Below are 21,098 nucleotides of genomic sequence, written 5' to 3' on the forward strand. Positions count from 1 at the left end.
TGTTTATAAAATAGGCTAGCTTAATAAGCTAACTATATGACTATTTATAACAAATTGCTGTTTTGAGGATTTATCATGTCATTGATTAAAAATTTCCCAAAATCGAGTTGGCGTTTAGCAAAAATTGCAGTTGGGGGCGTGGTCCTAACGGGTTTGGCTATTGGCACATTTGCTTATGCTCAATCAAAGCCGTTGCCTACCGTTGAAAAAGTAGAATTAGATAAATATTTAGGTATTTGGTATGAGGTTGCGCGTAAGCCGATGTTTTTTGAGCGTAAGTGTGCCTATAACATCTCTGCCACATATACTGTGAATGAAAATGGCAATATCGTGGTAGATAATAAATGCTATGACGTTGATGGAAATTTACAGCAAAGTTTAGGTGAAGCCTTTATCGCAAACGCGCCATTTAACAGCAAATTGCGTGTTAGTTTTTTACCTGAAGGTGTACGTTGGATTCCAGTTGGGCGTGGCGATTATTGGATTCTAAAACTAGATGAAGAGTATCAGACGGTATTGGTCGGTGAACCACGTCGCAAATATTTATGGGTGCTTTCGCGGACTCCAACACCGAATAAAGAAATTATTCATGAATATCTGAATTATGCCAAAACGGTTGGTTATGATATTGGTGATGTGATTTATCCTGAATATCGTTAAATAAGCTATATTTGCTAAAAACCATGCTTGCATGGTTTTTTTATTTGCATATAGTGGATAAATCATGCATTCGCTAGCGATATTTTCTAGCCTAGATAGAGGTCAAAATGCTCAAAGGTATTATTTACTCAGTTTTGGCCTCTGTAACCTTTGGCGTTTTATTTTTTTACACTGAAGTATTAGGCGCATTTGACAGCGAGCAAACTTTTGGCTGGCGTATCATAGCGACGTTGCCCTTTTTAACTTTATTTATGTGGTTAAGTGGTGACTTGATTCATATCAAGACTATATTTAAAAGAATTTTGGCAAAGCCAAGTTTGTTATTGTTTCTAATGACGACCTCATTACTCACTTCAGTACAACTGTGGTTATTCCTATGGGGACCAATGCATGGTCGTGGTTTGCAAGTTTCATTGGGCTATTTCTTATTACCGCTGATTTTAGTGTTGGCAGGAAGTGTGCTGTACGGTGAGAAACTATCCAAATTTCAATGTGTCGCAGTGGCTTTGGCGATGCTTGGCGTGGGACATGAATTTTGGCATTTAGGTAGTATTGCTTGGGAAACCGCTTTAGTCGCGATTGGTTATACTGCGTATTTTGTGATTCGTAAAAAAATTCAAACAGATAATTTAGGTGGTTTTTGGTGGGACTTAGTATTGATCCTTCCTGTCGCGATTTTCTTTATTCAAACAGGGGATACCCCATATTTGAAGTTTTTCGAGTCTCCAAGTCTTATTGCTGTTGTCATGGGGCTTGGTTTCTTAAGCGCAATTGGTTTGGGAAGCTACATTTTAGCCAGTCGTTATTTGCCACTGATTATTTTTGGTTTGTTGGGATATTTAGAACCCGTGCTGTTAGCTCTTGTTTCCTTGGCACTGGGTGAGAAAATAGGCGCGGAAGAATGGTTTACCTATATTCCAATTTGGTTGGCGGTACTGATCTTAGTGATTGAAGGTGCTGTGCATTTATTTCAGCAGAGACAACGAAAGCAACATTTGGAACTTAATTTAAAACAATACCCAAAACGCTTAGGTGATGACCAATAAACAGCGATTGCTTTAAAATGGATTGCTGCTATTGCGATGATTGAGAAAGATTTTTACCTAAAATCACAAAAATAATTATAGGTATTTTATGAATTTATGGCTGATTGCGACAAAATCTCAACAACTTGAGCAGCTTTTGATTCAATCTTGATGATAATTCTATTACAATTAGGCGTTTTTAAAATTCACGCCCAGTATAGATATTAAATTAGAGGACGTAACTGTGAGCAAAGACACTATCGTTGCCCTACACGCAGAACATCAAGGCCGTTGGAAAAACCGTGAAGAAATCGCGGAACACATGATTGCGTTGATTGGTCAATTATACCGTGAGAAGAATATTGTTGTTTCTGTTTACGGTCGTTCTTTAATAAACCGTTCAGTAATCCAGATTTTAAAATCACATCGTCGTACACGTATGCTTGATGTTGAGCTTTCAGTTGTAAATACCTTCCCAATTTTGGAAGCGTTAATGAAAGTTGAAAACATTGGTTCTGCTGAAGTTGATATCGGTAAACTTGCTGTTGAATATAAAAATGAAGGTGGTGATGTAGACGCTTTTGTTGCAAAAGCAGTGGCATCTATCGAAGGTAAGGCAACTTCTGAACAACCTAAAGATGTGGTGTTATACGGTTTTGGTCGTATTGGTCGTATCTTGGCTCGTTTAATCATCAGCCAATCAGGTTTAGGTCGTGGTTTAAGCCTTAAAGCAATCGTTGTGCGTAAATCATCTGATGGTGACTTAGCAAAACGTGCTTCATTATTACGTCGCGATTCTATCCACGGTACTTTTGCTGGAACGATCTCTGTCGATGAGGAAAATGAAGCAATCATTGCAAATGGTAACTTCATCAAAGTGATTTATGCATCAAGCCCAAGCGAAGTAGATTACACCGCTTATGGCATCAACAATGCACTTTTAATCGACAATACGGGTAAATGGCGTGATGCTGAAGGTCTTAGCCAACACTTGAAATGCCCAGGCGTTGCTCGTGTTGTATTGACTGCACCAAGTAAAGGCGAAATGAAAAACGTGGTATTTGGTGTAAACAACACTGATATTTTAGATGAAGACAAAATCATCTCTGCTGCAAGCTGTACCACTAACGCAATTACCCCTGTATTAAAAGTTTTAGATGACAAATACAAAGTATTGAATGGTCATGTTGAAACAGTTCACTCATTCACAAATGACCAGAACTTGATTGATAACTACCATAAAGCTGATCGTCGTGGTCGTGCTGCAACATTGAACATGGTCATCACTGAAACAGGTGCTGCGAAAGCAGTTGCTAAAGCTTTACCTGCATTGAAAGGTAAGCTAACAGGTAACTCTGTTCGTGTTCCTACACCAAACGTTTCTCTTGCAATCTTGAACTTGAACTTAGAAAAAGAAGTTGATCGTGAAGAAGTGAACGAATACATTCGTCAAATCTCGATTAATTCTAATCTACAAGGTCAAATTGGCTATACCAACTCATCTGAAGTGGTATCAAGTGACTTCATTGGTTCACGTACTGCAGGTGTGTTTGATGCGCAAGCAACAATTACCTCTGGTACTCGTTTAACTGCTTACGTTTGGTACGATAATGAAGTTGGCTATAGCTGCCAAGTATTACGTATCGCAGAGCAAATGTGTGGCGTAAACTATACAAAAATTCCTGCTGAAACAAATGCATAATTTTTTGTTTAGTTAAAAAATAAAACCCAGTTTCGACTGGGTTTTTTATTGACTGTACAGAATACAAGCAGATTAAAACACAAAAATCGTTGAGAATAATGAGAAAGGGAATCGATTAGTTAGGGATACTTCATTGTTGCAGTTTAAACGTATATTTGCAGTTTTTGCTTTGATTATTATTGCCAACTTATGTGGCGTCTATATTGCGATGTGGGTGTTTAAACACTTTAATATCAATATTCCATTAAAAGATCAGCATGTCGCCATTGATTTACAAGAGCCTTTGCAGGTTCGGGTAAAAGTCAAAGATGCATTGGATGTAGCGGTCAATGGTCGTGTCGATGCGCAAATTCCGATTAATGAACAATTGAATGTTGCTTTAACTCAGACGCTAACACCGCGTGTGTATTTTGATAGTTTGGTTCCGATCAGTACCATGATTCCAGTTAAAGAGGTGATTAAGGTCAATCAAAATTTACCGATAGATACAAAGGTACAGGTCAAAATTCTAGGTAAAGACGTGACATTACCTTTAAAAGGCTCTATTCCTTTGCAGCTCGATGTCCCAATTGATATCCAAGTGCCGTTACAGCAGAAAGTGCATTTAAAATTTAATGCGCCCGTAAAAACAGTTTTAAAAGAGAATTTGAATATACCATTGCAAACACAACTCAATGCCAATATTCCAATTCAAGGTAAATTGAATGTCCCGATTACTTCAGAATTGAATGCTTCTGTTGATGTCAAGAATACTTTGCCTGTCAAAATTGCAAAGGGTGAACTCAAGATTCCTCTCTCAAGTATGTATTTAGATCGCGTGCAATCTCAGTCTGTCGATGCGAATTTAAATAAAAAAGATGGGAAAGCAGGTGAATGATGCTGATGCTTAAATCATTTAAAAGTGTGCTGATCAGTTTTGTCATATTAACCACATTGATTGCAATTTTGTTTTGGTTCTATCTCAATATCCAAGCATCTGTGATGGTGTCTGCACAACAAGCAGATATTCACTTGCCTGAGTCACTCTCCACCAAGATTCAGGTTGGTGATCATCTAGAAGTTAAATCTGTGGGTGAGTTGAAGAGCGTTCTAATGATGGATCGAACGTTGCAATTACATTTGCAGGGGAAATACTTAGCAGATCTGCGTTTTGAAGTAGAGACACCGATTACGGTGAATATTAACTATGAGACTACACTTAAAGTCGATCAGATGATGCCAATCGAGACCACGACGGATCTCATCTATCAGAAGAAACTTCTGCCTCAATTTCCTTTAAAATTAAATATTCCTGTAAAGTTGGATGTTCCATTTCAGATAAAGCGTGCGTATACCGTACCTGTAAAAATTGTATTTGATGGGCCTGTACATTTTGCTTTCGATGAATCAATCAATTTACCGATTAAACACCAATTTAATCCGAGTTTTAATATTAACGATACAATCAATATGAATGAGATTTCATCGTTCAATGCCACGATGTTTAACTCGGTCCAAGAGACAAAAGCAAATTTAGAGATGCAAATGGACGTGCCATTGAAGAATGTGAGACCTTAAAAGAATGAAATCACACTTTTTTGCAGCCTAAAGCACATTTGCTCATTTTAACATTCGAGAAATTTACGAAAATGTGGCAATATATCCCGTTTTACAGAATTTAGAGGATTGGCACATGCGCTTTGTTGATGAAGCAGTCATAACCGTAGAGGCTGGCGACGGTGGCAATGGCGTAGCCAGTTTTCGCCGTGAAAAATTTGTCCCTTTTGGTGGCCCAGATGGTGGGGATGGGGGCCGTGGTGGAAGTATTTATATCCAAGCCGATGATGATACCAGCACACTGGTAGACTTCCGTTATACACGTCGCTATCGTGCAGAACGAGGCAAAAATGGTTCTGGTGCGAATTGTTCAGGACGTGGCGGTGAAGACGTTATTTTGAAAGTTCCAGTGGGTACGACGATTGTTGATATCGAATCTGGTGACATTATTGGTGACTTGGTGGCTGATGGTCAGCGCGTAAAAGTTGCTCAAGGTGGTGATGGTGGTTTAGGTAATACCCACTTTAAATCATCAACCAACCGCGCACCTCGTAAAAGTACCACAGGGATTAAAGGCGAATATCGTGAAGTACGTTTAGAATTAAAAGTACTTGCGGACGTCGGTTTGTTAGGTATGCCAAATGCTGGTAAATCTACTTTAATTCGTGCAGTCAGTGCAGCAAAGCCAAAGGTCGCAGATTATCCATTTACCACGATGGTGCCTAACTTAGGTGTGGTCGATGCTGATCGTCATCGTTCATTTGTGATGGCTGATATTCCAGGATTGATTGAAGGTGCTGCAGAAGGTGCTGGTCTCGGGATTCGCTTCCTTAAACATTTGGCACGTACCCGTATTCTTTTACATATCGTAGATGTAGAGCCGATTGATGGTTCTGATCCAGCGCATAATGCTAAAGTAATTGCGGCTGAGTTAGAGAAATTCTCTCCAACCCTAGCTAAACTTCCAGTTGTTCTCGTACTAAATAAACTTGATCAAATTGCTGAAGATTCAAGAGAAGAGTGGTGTCAGCACATCCTAAATGAATTGCAGTGGACAGGACCTGTATTCAAAACTTCTGGTTTACTTGCTGAAGGAACCAAAGAAGTCGTTTATTACCTCATGGATCAAATCGAACAACAACGTGAACGCGAAGTTGAAGATCCAGAGTATGCAGCAGAGATCAAGGCATTCCGTGAGCAGCTTGAAGCTGAGACACGTGAACAAACCATCGCCGCAAAAGAAGCTTATCGTGCAATGCGTAAGGCTCAGCGTGAAGCTGACCTAAACGATGATGAAGACTTTGATGATGATGAAGACGATGGCGACGTAGAAAGCGTCTATATTCGTGACTAAGCTTTTGATGAACCCCCTTTAGTTCCCCCTGTTGCGATGTTCTGTCGCATCTCAGGGGAAAGCAAATTTGAGGAAAAAATGATAGAAGTGGTCGATGTGCAACGTCAGCTCAATACGTGTAAACGAATCGTTGTTAAAATCGGATCATCTTTACTCACTGCAAATGGGCAAGGTCTAGATTTAAATGCAATTTCGCATTGGGCGAAACAAATTGCAGATCTACACAATGCTGGACATGAAATTATACTCGTGTCGTCTGGTGCAGTTGCAGAAGGGATGGTGCGCATGAAATTTGCGAGTCGACCCACTGATCTACCCAGTTTGCAAGCTTGTGCTGCCATCGGTCAGATGGGCTTGATTCATACATGGTCAAGCGTATTGGATCAACATGGAATAAAAACAGCGCAGGTGTTACTCACCCATGATGATCTCGCAGATCGTCGCCGTTATCTCAATTCTTGTGATGCATTGCAAAACTTGATTGATTGGCGCGTGATCCCCGTGATTAATGAAAACGACACTGTGTCGACGGACGAAATTCGTTTCGGGGATAATGATACGTTGGCGGCAATGGTTGCTGGTCAGGTACAGGCTGAGTTGTTGATTATTTTGACTGATCAACAAGGAATGTTTGACTCTGATCCTCGTAGTAACCCAAATGCGAAGCTCTTTTCTGCTGTGCGTGCACTGGATGACAGTTTGTTTGAAATGGCAGGTGGTGGTGGTGTATTTGGTCGTGGCGGTATGCTGACCAAAGTTCGAGCTGCGCGTTTGGCTGCACGTTCAGGTTGCCCAACATTAATTGCCAGTGGTGAAAGTGAGGGTGTTCTTGCACGTTTGATGGCTGGCGAAATGTTAGGTACTTTGTTCACCACTGATAATGATCGTGTCACTGCAAACAAAAAGTGGTTAGCTGCACATTTGCAAACTGCAGGGCGTTTAGTGATTGATGCTGGTGCGGTTGAAGCAATCAAACTCAAGCATCGCAGTTTATTGCCAGTCGGCGTAAAAGCGATTGAGGGACATTTTGATCGTGGCGACGTGGTTGAGTGTGTTGATCAGAAAGGACAGCGCATCGCGGTTGGACGGGTCAATTTTAGTTCCCGCTCAGCGGATCTAGTTAAAGGGCTGAGTTCTGATAAAGTGCATCAACTCTTAGGTGAAGCACGTTCATTGGAAATGATTCATCGTAACCATATGGCGATTTACTAATCTAAATATTGCTTTGCTAGCACAAAAAAAGACTTCTTAATCAGAAGTCTTTTTTTGTGCCTAAATTTTGGGGGTTATTTTTGCTGTTGAATATTCTTGCCCATTCGTGCCAGTAATATCACTGGAATGAGCCCCACCAATACAATGAGTAAGGCAGCGATAGCACCATCTTCATAAGTGCCTCTTGAGGCTTCAGCATAGAGTTGGGTTGCGAGCGTTTCCATATTGAGTGGTCTAAGCAATAACGTAGCAGGTAGCTCTTTCATACAGTCAACAAAGATCAATAATGCTGCTGATATGATCGCAGGTCTTAATAGGGGCAGATGAACCCGCCATAACATACCAAATTTCTTCTGCCCTAAATTCTGTGCAGCATCATCAAAGACACCATGAATACGATTATAACCAGATTCAATTCCACCAATTGCAATCGCGAGGAAACGGACGCAATAAGCATAAATTAGGGTAAAAGTAGTGCCTAAAAATAATAGACCAGTATGAATACCAAGTTTAAATTCGAGAAAGTCAGCGACTGCATGGTCGATTTTTCCTAAAGACAGCATTAACCCAATTGCGAGCACTGTACCTGGAATCGCATAACCCAAGCTAGATATGCGGCTGAACCAGGTGTTCTGGCTAAAGCGAGCAGCACTGACGATCAAGAAACCGATAAAAATCGTGATTATAGTCGCTAGGCTTGCCAAACTTAACGTATTAATCGAGGCTTGTAATAAATAATCTGAGAAACCAGCGTACTGAAAGCGTTTATACGATTCAACCAATAAATGACTGATTGGAATAAGAAATCCGATACAGATTGGAATTAATCCCAGTCCTAGAAATAACAGCGCTTTGGTTCCTGTGACCGCTTGGGCAGGCATTAGTCGGCTGCGCTGGGCTGAGTTCATATAACGTTGTTTACGTCGTCCCAGCCTTTCTACGATCACCAATAAAGTAATGATCATTAACATAAAGATCGCAATTTGGGCAGCACTGGCCAAATCAGATTGGTTAGTCCATGTTGAATAGATCGACAAGGTTAATGTTTTAACCCCTAAAAATTCAGTCGCGCCGATATCATTAATGGTTTCCATCAAGGCTAAACTCGCACCTACCGCAATTGCAGGTCGTGCTAGTGGAATGGCGACACGAAGAAAAACTTGATTTGGCTTAAGTCCCAGACTACGAGCCACTTCAATCAGGCTGGCTGATTGCATTAGAAACATAGCGCGTGTGCTTAAATAGACATAGGGATACAACACAAAACTTAATAAAAAAATACAGCCCCACACTGAGCGGATATTGGGAAACCACGCAGGTTGGGCTTCCCAGCCAAACCAGCCACCGAGTAGGCTCTGTAACGGCCCAATGGGATGTAAGATATCAATATAGCTATACGCAATAATGTAGGTGGGTACTGCGAGAGGGAGCAATAGCGCCCAGTCTAAAAAGGCTCGACCGCGAAATTGATAAGCAGTAACTAACCATGCGCTGCCTGTTCCGATTAAAATGGTGAGTATACCCACACCAAACAATAATAAAGTGGTATCGACCAATGTAGGAGGGAGGACATAACGGAGCAGATGTTCCCAAATATCACTATTGCCTTGTAACGCCGTTACGATTAACGCCAATATGGGTAAACAAGCCAGCAGCGTCAATAACCCACTGAGTGAAAATAATAAATTAAAGGTATATTTCTTTTTCATCATCGAGGGTATGAGTAGACTGAAGAGAAGGAGAGTTCAACTATTTTCTAAACAGGTGACACATCACTTGTCACCTGTTATTCGGACAAGATTTAGTGATTAAATTGAACTTTATCAACTAAAAGATTGGCTGTTTTACGATGACGTGCAATATCACTGAGTCTAATTTTGTCCACTTCAAGTTTACCGAAGCTAGCAATAATTGGATCAATTTTAACGCCAGTTTTGACTGGGTATTCAAAACCACTTTGCGCATAAATTGCTTGAGCATGATCTGATGCTAAAAACTCAAGAAGTTGAACTGCTTCTTTACGGTTTGGAGCATGTTTTGCGACCACTGCACCTGAAACGTTGACATGCGTACCACCATTTTTAAAACGTGGTAATACCACATTGATCGCATTGCCCCAACGTTGTTGTTCAGCGTCACCCGTGCGCATCGTTCCAACATAATAAGTATTGGCAACACCAATATCACAAATCTTACCGAGAATGTCTCGCGCAACGTCACGGTCACCACCACTCGCTGGACGTGCCAAATTCGCTTTTACCCCACGAAGCCATTGTTCAGTGGCTTTTTCACCATGGTGGGTGATGTAGGCTGCAATTAAACTGGTGTTATATGAATGATTCCCAGAGCGAATACAGATTTTACCTTTCCATTTTGGATCGGCTAAATCTTCATAATTTATCGCAGTGAGCGGAGTGCGATCTTTTGAGGCATATACTGCACGTGCACGCATAGATAAGGCATACCAGTGTCCATTTGCAGCACGTAAATTCCCTGGAATAGCACGATCGAGAACTTTTGAGTTGACACGTTGAGTTAAACCACTTTCAACGATATCGACTAAATTACCAAAATCAACCGTAAGCATGACATCGGCAGGAGAGCGACGACCTTCTGCTTTAACACGTTCGAGCAAACCATCTTTGATGAAAACAGTATTCACCTTAACGCCAGTTTTTTCGCTAAATTCTTGTAACAGTGGTTGAATCAAAACTGGTTCGCGCGTGGTATACAGATTGACTTGAGCTGCTTGTACCCAGCTACTACTGAGTGCAATGAGTCCTGTTAAAACAATATGACGCTTAGAGAGTACTTTCATTTTTTATAATTCCTAATCACAAGGTTTAAACTTGAAGTGTTTGTTTGGTATTGAGCTGATCAGTGTTGAGACTGTCATCAGATGCGTAGAAAAAACATGTTGTTAAATCTACAGACACATACACTTGTTCAGCTTCAGCATAATTTTGAAGATGGTCAACTTGAGCGAGTAATGTTGTTTCGCCAATATCAAGCTGTAAACGCAATAATTGCGTGTGCCCCATGAAACTCGATGAAATCACTTTTGCAGCTAAAGCACCTTCCGTTGGTACGCGAAAAACGTTGAGTTGATGAGGGCGAAAACAACATTGAATCGATTGTTGAATCTGCTTTAAATGTTGAGGAAGCGGTGCAACCCCAAAACAGGTAACAAGGAGCTGCTCATCTTTTTGGGCTGGTATTTCATTTAAAGCTGAGAAGTAACGTGCGGCAAATAGGGTTTTTGGTTGTAAATAAAGCTGTTTAGGCGTGCCGATCTGAATAATCTTGCCTTGGTGCATCAGAATAATTTGATCTGCAATTTGTAAGGCTTCTTCAGGATCATGAGTCACGATAATCGTTGTCGTGGCTGTTTTTTTTAAAATTTCGATGGTACTTTGTCTGATTTGATCTCGTAAACGGTGATCTAGATTTGAAAAAGGTTCATCCATGAGTAGGACATGCGGTTTTGGTGCAAGGGCACGTGCCAAAGCCACACGCTGTTGCTCACCACCAGATAAGGTATAAGGATAACTGTGTAAATGGTGATGCATAGAAACATGTTTTAGGGCTTGTTCTGCTATGTCTTGTCGTTGTTGTTTTGGGAATTTTTTTAATCCAAACATGACATTTTCCAACACGCTCAAGTGTGGGAAAAGCGCATAGTCTTGAAACACTAAGCCAATATTACGGTCTTCAGCGGGAATCTGCTGTTGAGCATTCCATAAAACATTTTGTTCGAGTTGAATTGAACCACTACTTGGCGTTTCTAAACCTGCAATAAGGCGTAGCATTGTCGTTTTGCCACAACCAGAATGCCCAAGTAAACAGATGATTTGCCCACTGGTAGCAGACCAAGTAGCTTGATTCACAGCAAATCGTGAGCCATATTGTTTGCTCAATTGCTGGATAGTTAAGACATTGGCCTGAGGTGCAGTATGAGCATTCATGGTCAATTCACAATAGGATTTATTTGTGCAAATGATAACTAATAATTCTTCTCATGTAGAGTCTTTTTCTAATTTCTTTTGCCGTTGGATATCATCAATATGATGGGTATTGATTAAACGAGGTAGAGCATTGTCACGACCAACCATAAAGTGTTGATCTGTGAGGCTGAACATTTCAAGATCTTCATGACTATTACCATATGCATAGATTTGATGATAATTGTCCAAATTATATTCTTGCATTACTCTGAGTTTCTTTTGTTCGCAACTACAATCTTTAGAATTATAATTACCTGATAAAATGCCATTCTTAATTTCTGTTTGAGTGCAAATCAATTCGATATTTAGAAATTCACAAATCGGTGCTAAATATAAGTCAACTGACGCAGAGACCAGAACCACATGATCACCACGTTGCTGGTGTAAATAGAGTTGTTGAAGTAGGTCTTGATCTAACTCTTTAATGATTTTTTGTGCATAGGTTGGTGCCAAACGTTGTGGTATGTCCGCAGCAATTCCTTTAAACATGCTTTGAAATAAACGCGGTCGCATGGCATGAGCCGGATAGAAACCCAAATAATATGCAAGAACCCAAGGCAATATTTTTATGCCTCGGGTTGCGATATGGTGTTTTGGTAGGGTGAAGAAAATAAACCCAGTAAAACTATCTTTTGGATAAAGTGTTCCATCAAAATCAAATAACGCAAGGTTTAAAGTTTTATCTGTTTTGCTCTTTGCATGCATGTCTCATATCGTCCATTTACACGGCTTGCAAACCAATTAGTATTATAATCACGACTCAGCTTAGGACCTGAAATCACAACTTGGGGCATGATCGCATATTTTGCGTCTTTCCCTGTTTTGCTTTGATATAAATTTTGTAGCGCAAGATAAGTTTGGGTATTTTCTAATTTTTTTGATTTTTCTTTTTTGAGATCACTACGCACTTGACGCGGTGTGACCAAAACATTATTTGCAGCAAAAACTGAGATCAATGCTTTTTCAGTCTGACTTTGCGTAGCGCGGATATTGCCATCTTTATTATAAATGAGCAGATCACCGTCTAAACCAATTTCTATGTCTGTTAATGCATCCAACATACTTTGGAATGCAGCATTACGGCTAGAATACATTCCTGAGTTATAATCAGCGAAACGATAAATTGCTTTATCATAATCGGCTGGATAAACCATTAAACGATGAATCCCATAATATAAGCCGCCGTATTGAGTATATAAGTCGTTGCGTAATTCAGCAGTGTTCATACCGATACGTTTATGTTCTTTGGCATAATTGATGTGGACTTGCATTGAACCAAGTGTGGTAATTGGATTCATCTTTTCACTGATGTCTTGACCCACCAACTTGGCTGCACCTGTTAAAGCACTAATATGATAATGCTTTGCCATATAAGCAAAAATTTCTCGGTAGAGTAAATCAAGCTCGCGTTCAGTTTTAACTTTCCGCATCTGACGCATGTAGTTATCTTCAGGTGAAGGCTGATTTTTTAAAACTTCTTCAAAGTAACCTGCAATCGTGCCACCTATATTTTCACCTAGTTTGGCTTCAAATTTCTCACTTAAACGACTATTAATTTCATGGACTGCTTTTTCACCTAAGCCAGCTACTTGAGGATCTGCAACAAAATTTGACTCTTGATCCACCACAGCGACAATGCTGCAAACATTTTGTTTGGTTTGAGGAATACTTAATTCCTGCATAATGTCATGAATATCTTGTGCCCACGATTGACGATCATTCACACGTGACGGAATGACTTTTTTAATGTGCTCAGCTTGCATTTCAGGTTCTTTACTATTTGACCACCATGCATTATCACAAGCGGTTAAACCAACACATACTGCAAGAATGCTCATCGCTTTTAATAAAGGATGAGTCGGAGACGCTTTGTTCATAATTAGGACAACACCGCATAAAAAGATGAGCTGAATGGGCGAATGAAGTATACTATGCTGATCAAAAAATGTAAGAAAATATATGTATATTGGTTCCTACCAACTGTCTAATAATTTGATTGTCGCTCCTATGGCGGGGGTGACCGACCGACCATTTAGAACGTTGTGTAAATACTTTGGTGCAGGGCATGCTGTTAGTGAAATGATGACAGCAGATAAAACCTTACGCATGACCAAAAAAAGCTTATATCGAGCGAATTTCGATGGTGAGCTTGCGCCTATTTCTGCCCAAATTGCCGGTTCTGATCCAGAGCAACTCGCTGAAGCTGCGCGTTACCAAGTTGCCAATGGTGCGCAAATTGTTGATATCAATATGGGATGCCCAGCAAAAAAAGTCTGCAACAAACTCGCAGGCTCTGCGTTATTGCAAGATGAAGATTTGGTGGCTCGTATTTTAGATGCTGTGGTAACAGCAGTTGACGTTCCTGTAACTTTAAAAACCCGACTTGGTTTCTTAAACGGCGAAGAAAATATTCTACGTGTTGCTAAACGTGCAGAACAAGCCGGGATCGCTGCTTTAGCGTTGCATGGACGAACCCGCGAAGACATGTATTTAAATCATGCGCGTTATGAGTTGATCAAACAGGTTAAAGAAAGCATAAATATTCCATTAATAGCGAATGGTGATATCGATAGTCCAGAAAAAGCAAAATATGTTTTGGACTATACAGGGGCAGATGCCATTATGATTGGCCGAGCTGCGCAGGGTCGTCCTTGGATATTTAGAGAAATTGGTCATTTTCTAGCAACGGGCGAACATCTAGCCGCACCAGATATTGCTGAAGTTAAAATGGTTTTATTGGGGCATTTGGCTGAGCTATATCAATTTTATGGTGAGTATTCAGGGTGTCGTATTGCGCGTAAACATATTGCTTGGTACACCAAAGGTTTACGTTCAAGTAATGAGTTTCGTCAAAATATGTATAAGGTTGAAAGTACGGTCGATCAAGCAAAAGTGGTGGAGTCTTATTTTGATCAATTGCTTGATCAAGGTCAGCGCATGAGTGATGTGCAGATTGAGCAGGTTAATTTGTTAGACACTAAATGATTGTTGGACTTTCTGAATTTAAAGCAGCCTGTAGTTGAATTGCTCGACTACAGGCTTTTTAATTATTCTAAATGTGACGTGATTTTTTTAAGGATCTCTAAGATCACATCAAACTCACTTTGTAGTGGAGTGCTTTTACGGGTAATCAATGCCAGTGTGCGGCTTGGTGCATCCTGAATCGATTTTATCGCAATCGCATCATTGCCACTCAACATACTGTTCTTGATCGCGATCTCAGGTAACAACGTAAAGCCGAGATCAGAAGATACCATCTCAACTAAAGTCGGTAAGGAACTTGCTTTTAAGCGGTGATCATTTTTACGCTCACCGACAGGGCAGGCACTTAAAGCATGATCACGTAAACAATGACCTTCTTCGAGTAACATTAAACGCGTCAGATCAAGATCATCTAAACTGTTAGCATGAATCGCATTACTGTCATTTTTATTGTAAACAAGTGACAAATGTTCTTTCGCAATTTCCGCAACTTTTAAACCACGTGTATCAAAAGGTAGCGCCAACACAATCATATCTAGATTGCCATGTTCAAGCTTTTCTACAATCTTTTCACTTTGTGCTTCATGGAGATGCAGTTGGATTTTGGGTAAGTGTTGATGAACTTCATCAAGAAGTTGAGTCAAAATAAACGGAGCAATGGTTGGAATGATACCCAGATGCAAATCACCGGTTAGCGGTTCACTCATTTCTCGACTTAAGCGCATTAAGTCCTGTGCGTCAGCCAATAACACACGTGCGCGTGCCACAACTTGTTCGCCTAAAGGAGTTAAGCGAACGTTTTGACGATCACGTTCAACTAAGACGCCACCTAACAGACGCTCTAATTCCATAATTCCCCCAGACAATGTCGACTGGGTAACAAATGAACGGCGAGCTGCTTCAGTAAAATGTAATGTTTCTGACAACGTAACTAAATATGATAGCTGTCTTAATGAGGGTAATGCAGCCATAGTGTCCTAGTGTGATGATCTAAAATGATGAACAAACAAACCGCTAAGTTGAGGAATGAAATGTGCTGGAATATCATGCCCCATTCCTTGAATTAATTCAAACTTAGCACCAGAAATTGCTTTTGCAACTGCTTTCCCATGACTTGGTGGTAACAAACGATCTTTTGAACCATGTACAACCAAGGTTGGTTGAGTAATATTCTTGTTTAAAGGTAACAAAGAACCCGTACATAATATTGCTAAAAATTGTTGAAGTACACCCGCTGGATAAAAACTACGGCGATATAATTTACGAATGGTTTGAATTGTTTCGAGTTGGTTCACATAACCTGGCGAGCCAATAATTTGAAATACTTTTAAACTGTGATTAACAATTGCTTCTTCATCGTGCGCTTCAGGTTTACCGAGTAAACTAAAAAGTTGCTTCGGATGTGGTAATTTTAGAAAGGGCTGATTGTTACTGGTAAATAATAAGCCAACTTTTTCAACTTTCTCAGGATATTTTGCTGCAACGATTTGGGAAATCATGCCACCCATTGAGGCACCTAAAATATAGGTTTTCCCGAGACCTAATTGGTCAATCAACATTGCCACATCATCGGCCATATCATACAGCGTATAAGGCGCACCTTCATTTCCTAAGCCCAACATAAAGCGACTCATCAATTTCATGGTGTTGAGGCGTTGTTTTTTATTACGAATTTTTGAAGATAAACCGATATCCCGATTATCAAAACGAATAACCCGAAAACCTTGGTCGATCAGTGACTTGCAGAAGAAATCTGGCCAAAACAGCATCTGAGCACCCAATCCCATGATCAGTAAGATCGTTGGGTGTTCTGGATTGCCTCCAACTTCAACATGCAACTCAATTCCATTGCCCAAAGTTACTTTGGTTTCTTGCATAAATGAAGTATATGGCGACACATTGAATTGAAAGGCACTGTTCATGGTATTCGTTCCGAGTAGAATTATTTTTATAAATAACGAGTTTGTTGGCCTTTATTTCGCAACAAACTCGTATTTGTAACTATTAAACTTGTGCAGGAATTAAGTCTGGAACAAGTTTGGTTAAGGTCAAACGTTGTTTACTTGCAGTTGCACCGAGTAGGACAAAACCTCTTAATGTTCCTTGGGCATCATTTGCTTTTGCAAGCATACCATCATCAAACTCTTCTGTTTCCCAATTTACTTCTACATCGATAGGTGCAGGTAAAACAGTCAGTGGGGCAGCAGGCGTTTTAACGGCAACGGGCATCGCAGGATAATGCACAGTTGTGTTTTGACCGCTCAGTGTTTTAGCCAAAGCACGCGCTTGTTGCATGATTGGCATCACAAATGGAAGCAATGTCCCATTTACTTCTGCACAGTCACCAACAGCATAGATATCAGCTTGGCTGGTTTCTAATAATGTATTGGTAATAATACCGCGACTGGTCTGGATATTTGCTGATTTAGCTAAAGCTGTGTTGGGCTGAAGACCGATCGCAGAAAGGACAATATCAGCGATTAAGGTTTTACCGTTGGCGAGAGTAACTTCGTAGTCTTCACCATTATTAATTTTAGTTACTTTTTCTACAGTGGTCGATAGGGCGAACTTAATGCCTGCTTGTTCTAAGTTGGTTTTAAATGCATCTGCCACATGATTTGGTAACAAACGACCAAGCGGTTGTGGGGCAAGATCAATCACTGTGATGTCATAGTCGCTATGCAATAAGTCATTCGCAAACTCACAACCAATTAATCCAGCACCAAGAATAACTACACGTTTGTCTTTACGTTTCGCTAAGTTTTCACGAAATATGCGATAGTCGATGAGTGAGTTTACAACATGAATATCATCACTACCGTCACCAGAAATGGCTAAACGGATTGGATTTGCACCGACCGCAAGTACAAGTTTTGAATACGGCTGAGTAATACTTTCACCATTTTTTTCTAAAATGATTTCATGGTTTTCAGCATTGATTTCTTTGACTAGCGTTTCTGATTCAATACGCATATTAAGTTGGGTTGCCATTTTTGCGGCATCACCCAAAGCGATTTGCTCTGGTGCCTTTTTTCCCGCAAAAGCATTGGATAATGTTGGTTTTGCATAATTTACCGCATCATCTGCGCAGATCATAACGAGTTCTTGTTCAGGGCTCAATTTGCGAAACTCACGAGCAACGGTATAACCCGCCATACCTGATCCGATGATGATGATAGGATGCATTATATTCTCCAACATTTTTTTCATTTAAAAATAAATTATAGAAAAAAAGACCATGTGATCATGGCCTTTTTTGACAATCTTAGATTTCAATCATTTCAAAATCAGCTTTTGAAACGCCGCAATCTGGGCAAGTCCAATCATCTGGGATGTCTTCCCATTTAGTTCCTGCTGCAATGCCGTCTTGTGGCCAACCATCTGCTTCGTCGTAAATCCACCCACAAACGATACATTGATATTTTTTCATGTGACTCTCCAAACTGATAGGTATGCTCAAATTGCCTTTCAGTAAACTATTCCATAATGTCGCTACGATCGCTGCAATACAACAAACTTGTGTTGATTGGGAGTTAGATTTTTACGCAGAACGACTTTTAAGTAAAGTAAATGTAAGAGTTTAATCATTTATGAGAAAAGTAATATGGCAATTCTAGCTGAAAGTCTTGTTATTTGTGCAATTACTCTAATCTTTATGGTCGTAAATATGACGATGTAATTTAAAAAGGTGTAAATGTATAAATATGGTTTGATTGAAAAATGAACACTTGGAGTTGAGATATCATAATTATCACCACCAAGATGGAGCAACAATACATGGAAACCTTAACTTATACGATAAAAATAAATGCACCTAAACAGAAAGTTTGGGATGTGCTATGGACAACTGAAACTTATCAAACATGGACAAAGTTTTTTTCGTGTAGTTCAACGATGCAAACAGACTGGAAAGTAGGTGGCAAAACCTATTTTTTAGATGGTGATAGAAATGGCATGGTGTCTACCATTGAACATTTAGATGAGTCGAATACGGTTGTCTTTAAACATCTGGGTATCATTATGGATGGGAAAGAAGACTTAGAAAGTAATGATGCAAACTCGTGGGCTGGTGCATTAGAAAAGTATCTGTTGACTGATGTCGAGGAGGGTACTCAGCTTCATGTAGAAGTGGATATTCAGCCAGAATATACAGAAATGATGAATAAGGGCTTTGATCAAGGGTTGGCAATGGTGAAATATTTAGCTGAAAAATAAGTTAAATTTTATTGGATATTTATATTGTAATCACCTGATCGAAAACACTGAAAATTGATAAAGATTCGCTTTTTTCGAGATTATAAAGCTGAAATGATACGAAAATGGGTTGTGATCTGCTATTCTATTCGCCTTTATTTTTTTACTTAAATCGAGGCAGAAATGGCGCAACAAAACGCTCAATCGACTTCTGAACAAATACTTTCCGAAAACGATTTAATCGCACAGCGTCATGCCAAATTAAAGCAAATCCAAGAGACTGCAAAACAGACAGGCAAAAGCCCTTGGCCGAATACCTTCAAACGTGAGCATTATACGGCTGACTTGCAAGAACAATTCAAAGATCAAGATAAGGCACAAATCGAAGGTGCTGAAAAAGTTTATGTAAAACTTGCCGGTCGTGTCATGCTCAATCGTGGATCATTTATTGTGATTCAGGATATGACAGGTCGTATCCAGTTATATGTTGACCGTAAAGGCTTAGCAGCAGACGTTTTAGAAACGATTAAAAGCTTAGACTTGGGCGATATCATTGCAGCAGAAGGTTATATTGGTCGTTCGGGTAAAGGTGACTTATATGTCCACCTTGAAGGTTTTGAGTTACTCACTAAATCTTTGCGTCCACTTCCAGACAAATTCCACGGCTTAACTGACACCGAAGCAAAATATCGTAAGCGTTATTTAGACTTGATCGTAAATGAAGAAACGCGCAGAACTTTCGAGATTCGTGCTCAAGTGATCGCGGGTATGCGTAACTATCTAATCAATGAACGTTTCATGGAAGTTGAAACACCAATGATGCATGTGATTCCGGGTGGCGCATCTGCGAAGCCGTTTGTTACGCATCATAATGCTTTAGATATGGAGCTCTATTTGCGTGTTGCGCCAGAGTTATATTTAAAGCGTCTGGTTGTTGGTGGCTTTGAGCGTGTGTTTGAAATTAACCGTAATTTCCGTAACGAAGGTGTTTCAACCCGTCACAACCCAGAATTCACCATGATTGAGTTCTATCAAGCTTATGCAGACTATAAAGACTTGATGACACTGACTGAAAAAATGCTTGAAAAGTTGGCCCTTGATATTCTGGGTACTACTGATGTGCCTTATGGTGAAGAAGTGTATAGCTTCAAAGGTCCATTCAAGAAAATCTCAATGTTTGATGCGATTCTTGAGCATAATCCAGATTTCACGCCTGAAAATGTCAATGATCGTGAATTCTTGGCAAAATTCACCAAAGATGTTTTAAAAGAGCAGGTTAAACCTGGTTTTGGTTTAGGTAAATTACAAACCATCGTGTTTGAAGAAACAGTAGAGACTAAACTCCGTCAGCCGACATTCATCACTGAATATCCTGCTGAAACTTCACCGCTTGCTCGCCGTAATGATGATAATCCGCATATCACAGATCGTTTTGAGTTCTTTATTGGTGGTCGTGAATTGGCCAATGGTTTCTCAGAGTTAAATGACCCGATCGATCAAGCTGAACGTTTCCAAGCACAAGTTGCAGAGAAAGATGCTGGTGATGATGAAGCGATGCATTACGATGCAGACTTCATTGAAGCATTAGAATATGGCTTGCCACCGACTGCAGGTCAAGGGATTGGTATCGATCGTTTAGTGATGTTGTTTGCAAATGCAGCGAGTATTCGTGACGTTCTATTGTTCCCGCATATGCGCCGTAAAGATTAATTTTAAGTCAAATAAAAATAGCCACATCTGATTTGTGGCTATTTTTTTATGTGTGCTTTTATTTATTATTTTTCCTGCATCTCTTTTTCCAGCTTTTCAGCTGCACGCATGATTTTAGGCATTAATTCATCCATTTGCTGGTATCCAACTTGCATACTTTTTTGCATGACGATCGGCATTTTATTAATAGTGGATTGCCCCACAGGCGTCTTGTAAAACTCAAGCATGCCGTTGATTTCTTCTTGAGTAAACTCTTCAACATAAATTTTAATCATTTCGGGTTCTAATTTTGCCCAAGTAAAATCCTGTTTTACGATGTTTTCAATATTTTGACTATAATTTTCAATGGCTTTCTTTTGTCTAGCATTGACTTCTTGACCATGAGTTATATGTTCAATGCTTGAGGCTGTGAATTTGGAGATGTATTCGTTGGATTGATCAATGAGTTGTTCCGATTTGGTGATTTTTAATAACTCTTTTACTGACTCTTTTGATGCTTGTTGAGCAAAAGCTGGCATACAAATCGTTGTGCCAAGGATAAGCGTTGGAATAAGTTTTTTCATTATATGATTTCAATACGGTTAAAGAAAAAATAAAGGGTACTCAGTGATGTCCAACGCTGTCAATTTTTTATCACATGTTAAGAAATGTAATTGTTTGGTTTGGTGATTGAAAAGAGTCTATAAAAAACCGATGATGTGCTCATAAATAAATTTGAG

Annotated in this window: 20 protein-coding genes; 10 read left to right on the forward strand and 10 right to left on the reverse strand. The window is 39.8% G+C overall.

The window, feature by feature from the left end; translation table 11 throughout:
- The first annotated feature begins 75 nt into the window (after positions 1 to 75).
- The 7 genes from EXE30_RS03090 to proB all read left to right on the forward strand — a co-directional run bounded on the left by EXE30_RS03090 (position 76) and on the right by proB (position 7,489).
- Complete coding sequence (locus EXE30_RS03090; protein WP_130161151.1) at positions 76 to 660, forward strand: lipocalin family protein; 585 nt, start codon at positions 76 to 78, stop codon at positions 658 to 660.
- A 107-nt stretch (positions 661 to 767) separates the two neighbouring features.
- Complete coding sequence (gene rarD / locus EXE30_RS03095) at positions 768 to 1,706, forward strand: EamA family transporter RarD (RefSeq protein ID WP_130161152.1); 939 nt, start codon at positions 768 to 770, stop codon at positions 1,704 to 1,706.
- 223 nt (positions 1,707 to 1,929) lie between these two features.
- Positions 1,930 to 3,387, forward strand: coding sequence for a glyceraldehyde-3-phosphate dehydrogenase (locus EXE30_RS03100; RefSeq protein ID WP_130161153.1), 1,458 nt, complete (start codon positions 1,930 to 1,932; stop codon positions 3,385 to 3,387).
- A gap of 133 nt (positions 3,388 to 3,520) precedes the next feature.
- A complete protein-coding gene (locus tag EXE30_RS03105; RefSeq protein ID WP_130161154.1) occupies positions 3,521 to 4,264 on the forward strand; it encodes an MFS transporter in 744 nt (247 codons plus the stop codon).
- Positions 4,264 to 4,944, forward strand: coding sequence for a hypothetical protein (locus tag EXE30_RS03110; protein ID WP_130161317.1), 681 nt, complete (start codon positions 4,264 to 4,266; stop codon positions 4,942 to 4,944). Before EXE30_RS03105 ends, EXE30_RS03110 begins: the two co-directional genes overlap by 1 nt.
- 115 nt (positions 4,945 to 5,059) lie before the next feature.
- Positions 5,060 to 6,277 (forward strand): Obg family GTPase CgtA, encoded by a 1,218-nt coding sequence (cgtA, locus tag EXE30_RS03115; RefSeq protein WP_130161155.1) that lies wholly within the window; start codon positions 5,060 to 5,062, stop codon positions 6,275 to 6,277.
- Between the two features lie 78 nt (positions 6,278 to 6,355).
- A complete protein-coding gene (gene proB / locus EXE30_RS03120; RefSeq protein ID WP_130161156.1) occupies positions 6,356 to 7,489 on the forward strand; it encodes a glutamate 5-kinase in 1,134 nt (377 codons plus the stop codon).
- A 74-nt stretch (positions 7,490 to 7,563) separates the two neighbouring features.
- On the opposite strand, the gene EXE30_RS03125 is transcribed toward proB, so the two are convergent.
- From EXE30_RS03125 to EXE30_RS03145, 5 genes are all read right to left on the reverse strand, one after another.
- Positions 7,564 to 9,201 carry an ABC transporter permease gene (locus EXE30_RS03125; RefSeq protein WP_165382355.1) on the reverse strand — a complete coding sequence of 546 codons (1,638 nt, stop codon included), beginning with the start codon at positions 9,199 to 9,201 and terminating at the stop codon, positions 7,564 to 7,566.
- 89 nt (positions 9,202 to 9,290) lie between these two features.
- Positions 9,291 to 10,307 carry an extracellular solute-binding protein gene (locus EXE30_RS03130; RefSeq protein WP_130161157.1) on the reverse strand — a complete coding sequence of 339 codons (1,017 nt, stop codon included), beginning with the start codon at positions 10,305 to 10,307 and terminating at the stop codon, positions 9,291 to 9,293.
- Positions 10,308 to 10,332: 25 nt separating this feature from the next.
- Positions 10,333 to 11,454: an ABC transporter ATP-binding protein gene (locus tag EXE30_RS03135; protein ID WP_130161158.1), complete on the reverse strand. Its 1,122-nt coding sequence runs from the start codon at positions 11,452 to 11,454 to the stop codon at positions 10,333 to 10,335.
- Between the two features lie 51 nt (positions 11,455 to 11,505).
- Positions 11,506 to 12,198: an HAD-IB family hydrolase gene (locus EXE30_RS03140; RefSeq protein WP_130161159.1), complete on the reverse strand. Its 693-nt coding sequence runs from the start codon at positions 12,196 to 12,198 to the stop codon at positions 11,506 to 11,508.
- A complete protein-coding gene (locus EXE30_RS03145) occupies positions 12,165 to 13,370 on the reverse strand; it encodes a DUF1615 family protein (RefSeq protein ID WP_130161160.1) in 1,206 nt (401 codons plus the stop codon). The genes EXE30_RS03140 and EXE30_RS03145 overlap by 34 nt, the downstream gene beginning before the upstream one ends.
- A gap of 82 nt (positions 13,371 to 13,452) precedes the next feature.
- Between EXE30_RS03145 and dusB the strand changes: the two genes are divergently transcribed.
- The gene (dusB, locus tag EXE30_RS03150; protein WP_130161161.1) at positions 13,453 to 14,478 is read left to right on the forward strand and encodes a tRNA dihydrouridine synthase DusB; all 1,026 of its coding nucleotides are present in this window, start codon (positions 13,453 to 13,455) and stop codon (positions 14,476 to 14,478) included.
- 62 nt (positions 14,479 to 14,540) lie between these two features.
- Here the strand turns inward: dusB and oxyR are convergent, their stop codons facing one another.
- From oxyR to rubA, 4 genes are all read right to left on the reverse strand, one after another.
- The gene (gene oxyR, locus EXE30_RS03155; protein WP_130161162.1) at positions 14,541 to 15,446 is read right to left on the reverse strand and encodes a LysR family transcriptional regulator OxyR; all 906 of its coding nucleotides are present in this window, start codon (positions 15,444 to 15,446) and stop codon (positions 14,541 to 14,543) included.
- Between the two features lie 6 nt (positions 15,447 to 15,452).
- Complete coding sequence (locus tag EXE30_RS03160; protein ID WP_130161163.1) at positions 15,453 to 16,397, reverse strand: alpha/beta fold hydrolase; 945 nt, start codon at positions 16,395 to 16,397, stop codon at positions 15,453 to 15,455.
- 82 nt (positions 16,398 to 16,479) lie between these two features.
- On the reverse strand, positions 16,480 to 17,661 hold the full coding sequence (gene rubB, locus EXE30_RS03165) for a rubredoxin reductase RubB (protein WP_121928415.1): 1,182 nt from the start codon (positions 17,659 to 17,661) through the stop codon (positions 16,480 to 16,482).
- A 79-nt stretch (positions 17,662 to 17,740) separates the two neighbouring features.
- Positions 17,741 to 17,905: a rubredoxin RubA gene (rubA, locus tag EXE30_RS03170; RefSeq protein WP_004663059.1), complete on the reverse strand. Its 165-nt coding sequence runs from the start codon at positions 17,903 to 17,905 to the stop codon at positions 17,741 to 17,743.
- 347 nt (positions 17,906 to 18,252) lie between these two features.
- Between rubA and EXE30_RS03175 the strand changes: the two genes are divergently transcribed.
- Both EXE30_RS03175 and lysS read left to right on the forward strand, forming a co-directional pair.
- Positions 18,253 to 18,690 carry an SRPBCC family protein gene (locus EXE30_RS03175; RefSeq protein WP_130161164.1) on the forward strand — a complete coding sequence of 146 codons (438 nt, stop codon included), beginning with the start codon at positions 18,253 to 18,255 and terminating at the stop codon, positions 18,688 to 18,690.
- 162 nt (positions 18,691 to 18,852) lie between these two features.
- Positions 18,853 to 20,379, forward strand: a complete 1,527-nt coding sequence (lysS, locus tag EXE30_RS03180; RefSeq protein WP_130161165.1) for a lysine--tRNA ligase — start codon at positions 18,853 to 18,855, stop codon at positions 20,377 to 20,379.
- A 65-nt stretch (positions 20,380 to 20,444) separates the two neighbouring features.
- Here the strand turns inward: lysS and EXE30_RS03185 are convergent, their stop codons facing one another.
- On the reverse strand, positions 20,445 to 20,942 hold the full coding sequence (locus tag EXE30_RS03185) for a DUF2059 domain-containing protein (RefSeq protein WP_130161166.1): 498 nt from the start codon (positions 20,940 to 20,942) through the stop codon (positions 20,445 to 20,447).
- Positions 20,943 to 21,098: the final 156 nt, after the last annotated feature.

This window comes from Acinetobacter halotolerans (assembly GCF_004208515.1).
GTDB classification, from domain to species: domain Bacteria; phylum Pseudomonadota; class Gammaproteobacteria; order Pseudomonadales; family Moraxellaceae; genus Acinetobacter; species Acinetobacter halotolerans.

What these genes read in the sequence shown, in the direction of transcription:
- EXE30_RS03090 (WP_130161151.1), top strand. Translation starts at nt 76, where the DNA reads ATGTCATTGATTAAAAATTTCCCAAAATCGAGTTGGCGTTTAGCAAAA.
- rarD (WP_130161152.1), top strand. Translation starts at nt 768, where the DNA reads ATGCTCAAAGGTATTATTTACTCAGTTTTGGCCTCTGTAACCTTTGGC.
- EXE30_RS03110 (WP_130161317.1), top strand. Translation starts at nt 4,264, where the DNA reads ATGCTGATGCTTAAATCATTTAAAAGTGTGCTGATCAGTTTTGTCATA.
- cgtA (WP_130161155.1), top strand. Translation starts at nt 5,060, where the DNA reads ATGCGCTTTGTTGATGAAGCAGTCATAACCGTAGAGGCTGGCGACGGT.
- proB (WP_130161156.1), top strand. Translation starts at nt 6,356, where the DNA reads ATGATAGAAGTGGTCGATGTGCAACGTCAGCTCAATACGTGTAAACGA.
- EXE30_RS03125 (WP_165382355.1), bottom strand. Translation starts at nt 9,201, where the DNA reads ATGATGAAAAAGAAATATACCTTTAATTTATTATTTTCACTCAGTGGG.
- EXE30_RS03130 (WP_130161157.1), bottom strand. Translation starts at nt 10,307, where the DNA reads ATGAAAGTACTCTCTAAGCGTCATATTGTTTTAACAGGACTCATTGCA.
- EXE30_RS03135 (WP_130161158.1), bottom strand. Translation starts at nt 11,454, where the DNA reads ATGAATGCTCATACTGCACCTCAGGCCAATGTCTTAACTATCCAGCAA.
- EXE30_RS03140 (WP_130161159.1), bottom strand. Translation starts at nt 12,198, where the DNA reads ATGCATGCAAAGAGCAAAACAGATAAAACTTTAAACCTTGCGTTATTT.
- EXE30_RS03145 (WP_130161160.1), bottom strand. Translation starts at nt 13,370, where the DNA reads ATGAACAAAGCGTCTCCGACTCATCCTTTATTAAAAGCGATGAGCATT.
- dusB (WP_130161161.1), top strand. Translation starts at nt 13,453, where the DNA reads ATGTATATTGGTTCCTACCAACTGTCTAATAATTTGATTGTCGCTCCT.
- oxyR (WP_130161162.1), bottom strand. Translation starts at nt 15,446, where the DNA reads ATGGCTGCATTACCCTCATTAAGACAGCTATCATATTTAGTTACGTTG.
- EXE30_RS03160 (WP_130161163.1), bottom strand. Translation starts at nt 16,397, where the DNA reads ATGAACAGTGCCTTTCAATTCAATGTGTCGCCATATACTTCATTTATG.
- rubB (WP_121928415.1), bottom strand. Translation starts at nt 17,661, where the DNA reads ATGCATCCTATCATCATCATCGGATCAGGTATGGCGGGTTATACCGTT.
- rubA (WP_004663059.1), bottom strand. Translation starts at nt 17,905, where the DNA reads ATGAAAAAATATCAATGTATCGTTTGTGGGTGGATTTACGACGAAGCA.
- EXE30_RS03175 (WP_130161164.1), top strand. Translation starts at nt 18,253, where the DNA reads ATGGAAACCTTAACTTATACGATAAAAATAAATGCACCTAAACAGAAA.
- lysS (WP_130161165.1), top strand. Translation starts at nt 18,853, where the DNA reads ATGGCGCAACAAAACGCTCAATCGACTTCTGAACAAATACTTTCCGAA.
- EXE30_RS03185 (WP_130161166.1), bottom strand. Translation starts at nt 20,942, where the DNA reads ATGAAAAAACTTATTCCAACGCTTATCCTTGGCACAACGATTTGTATG.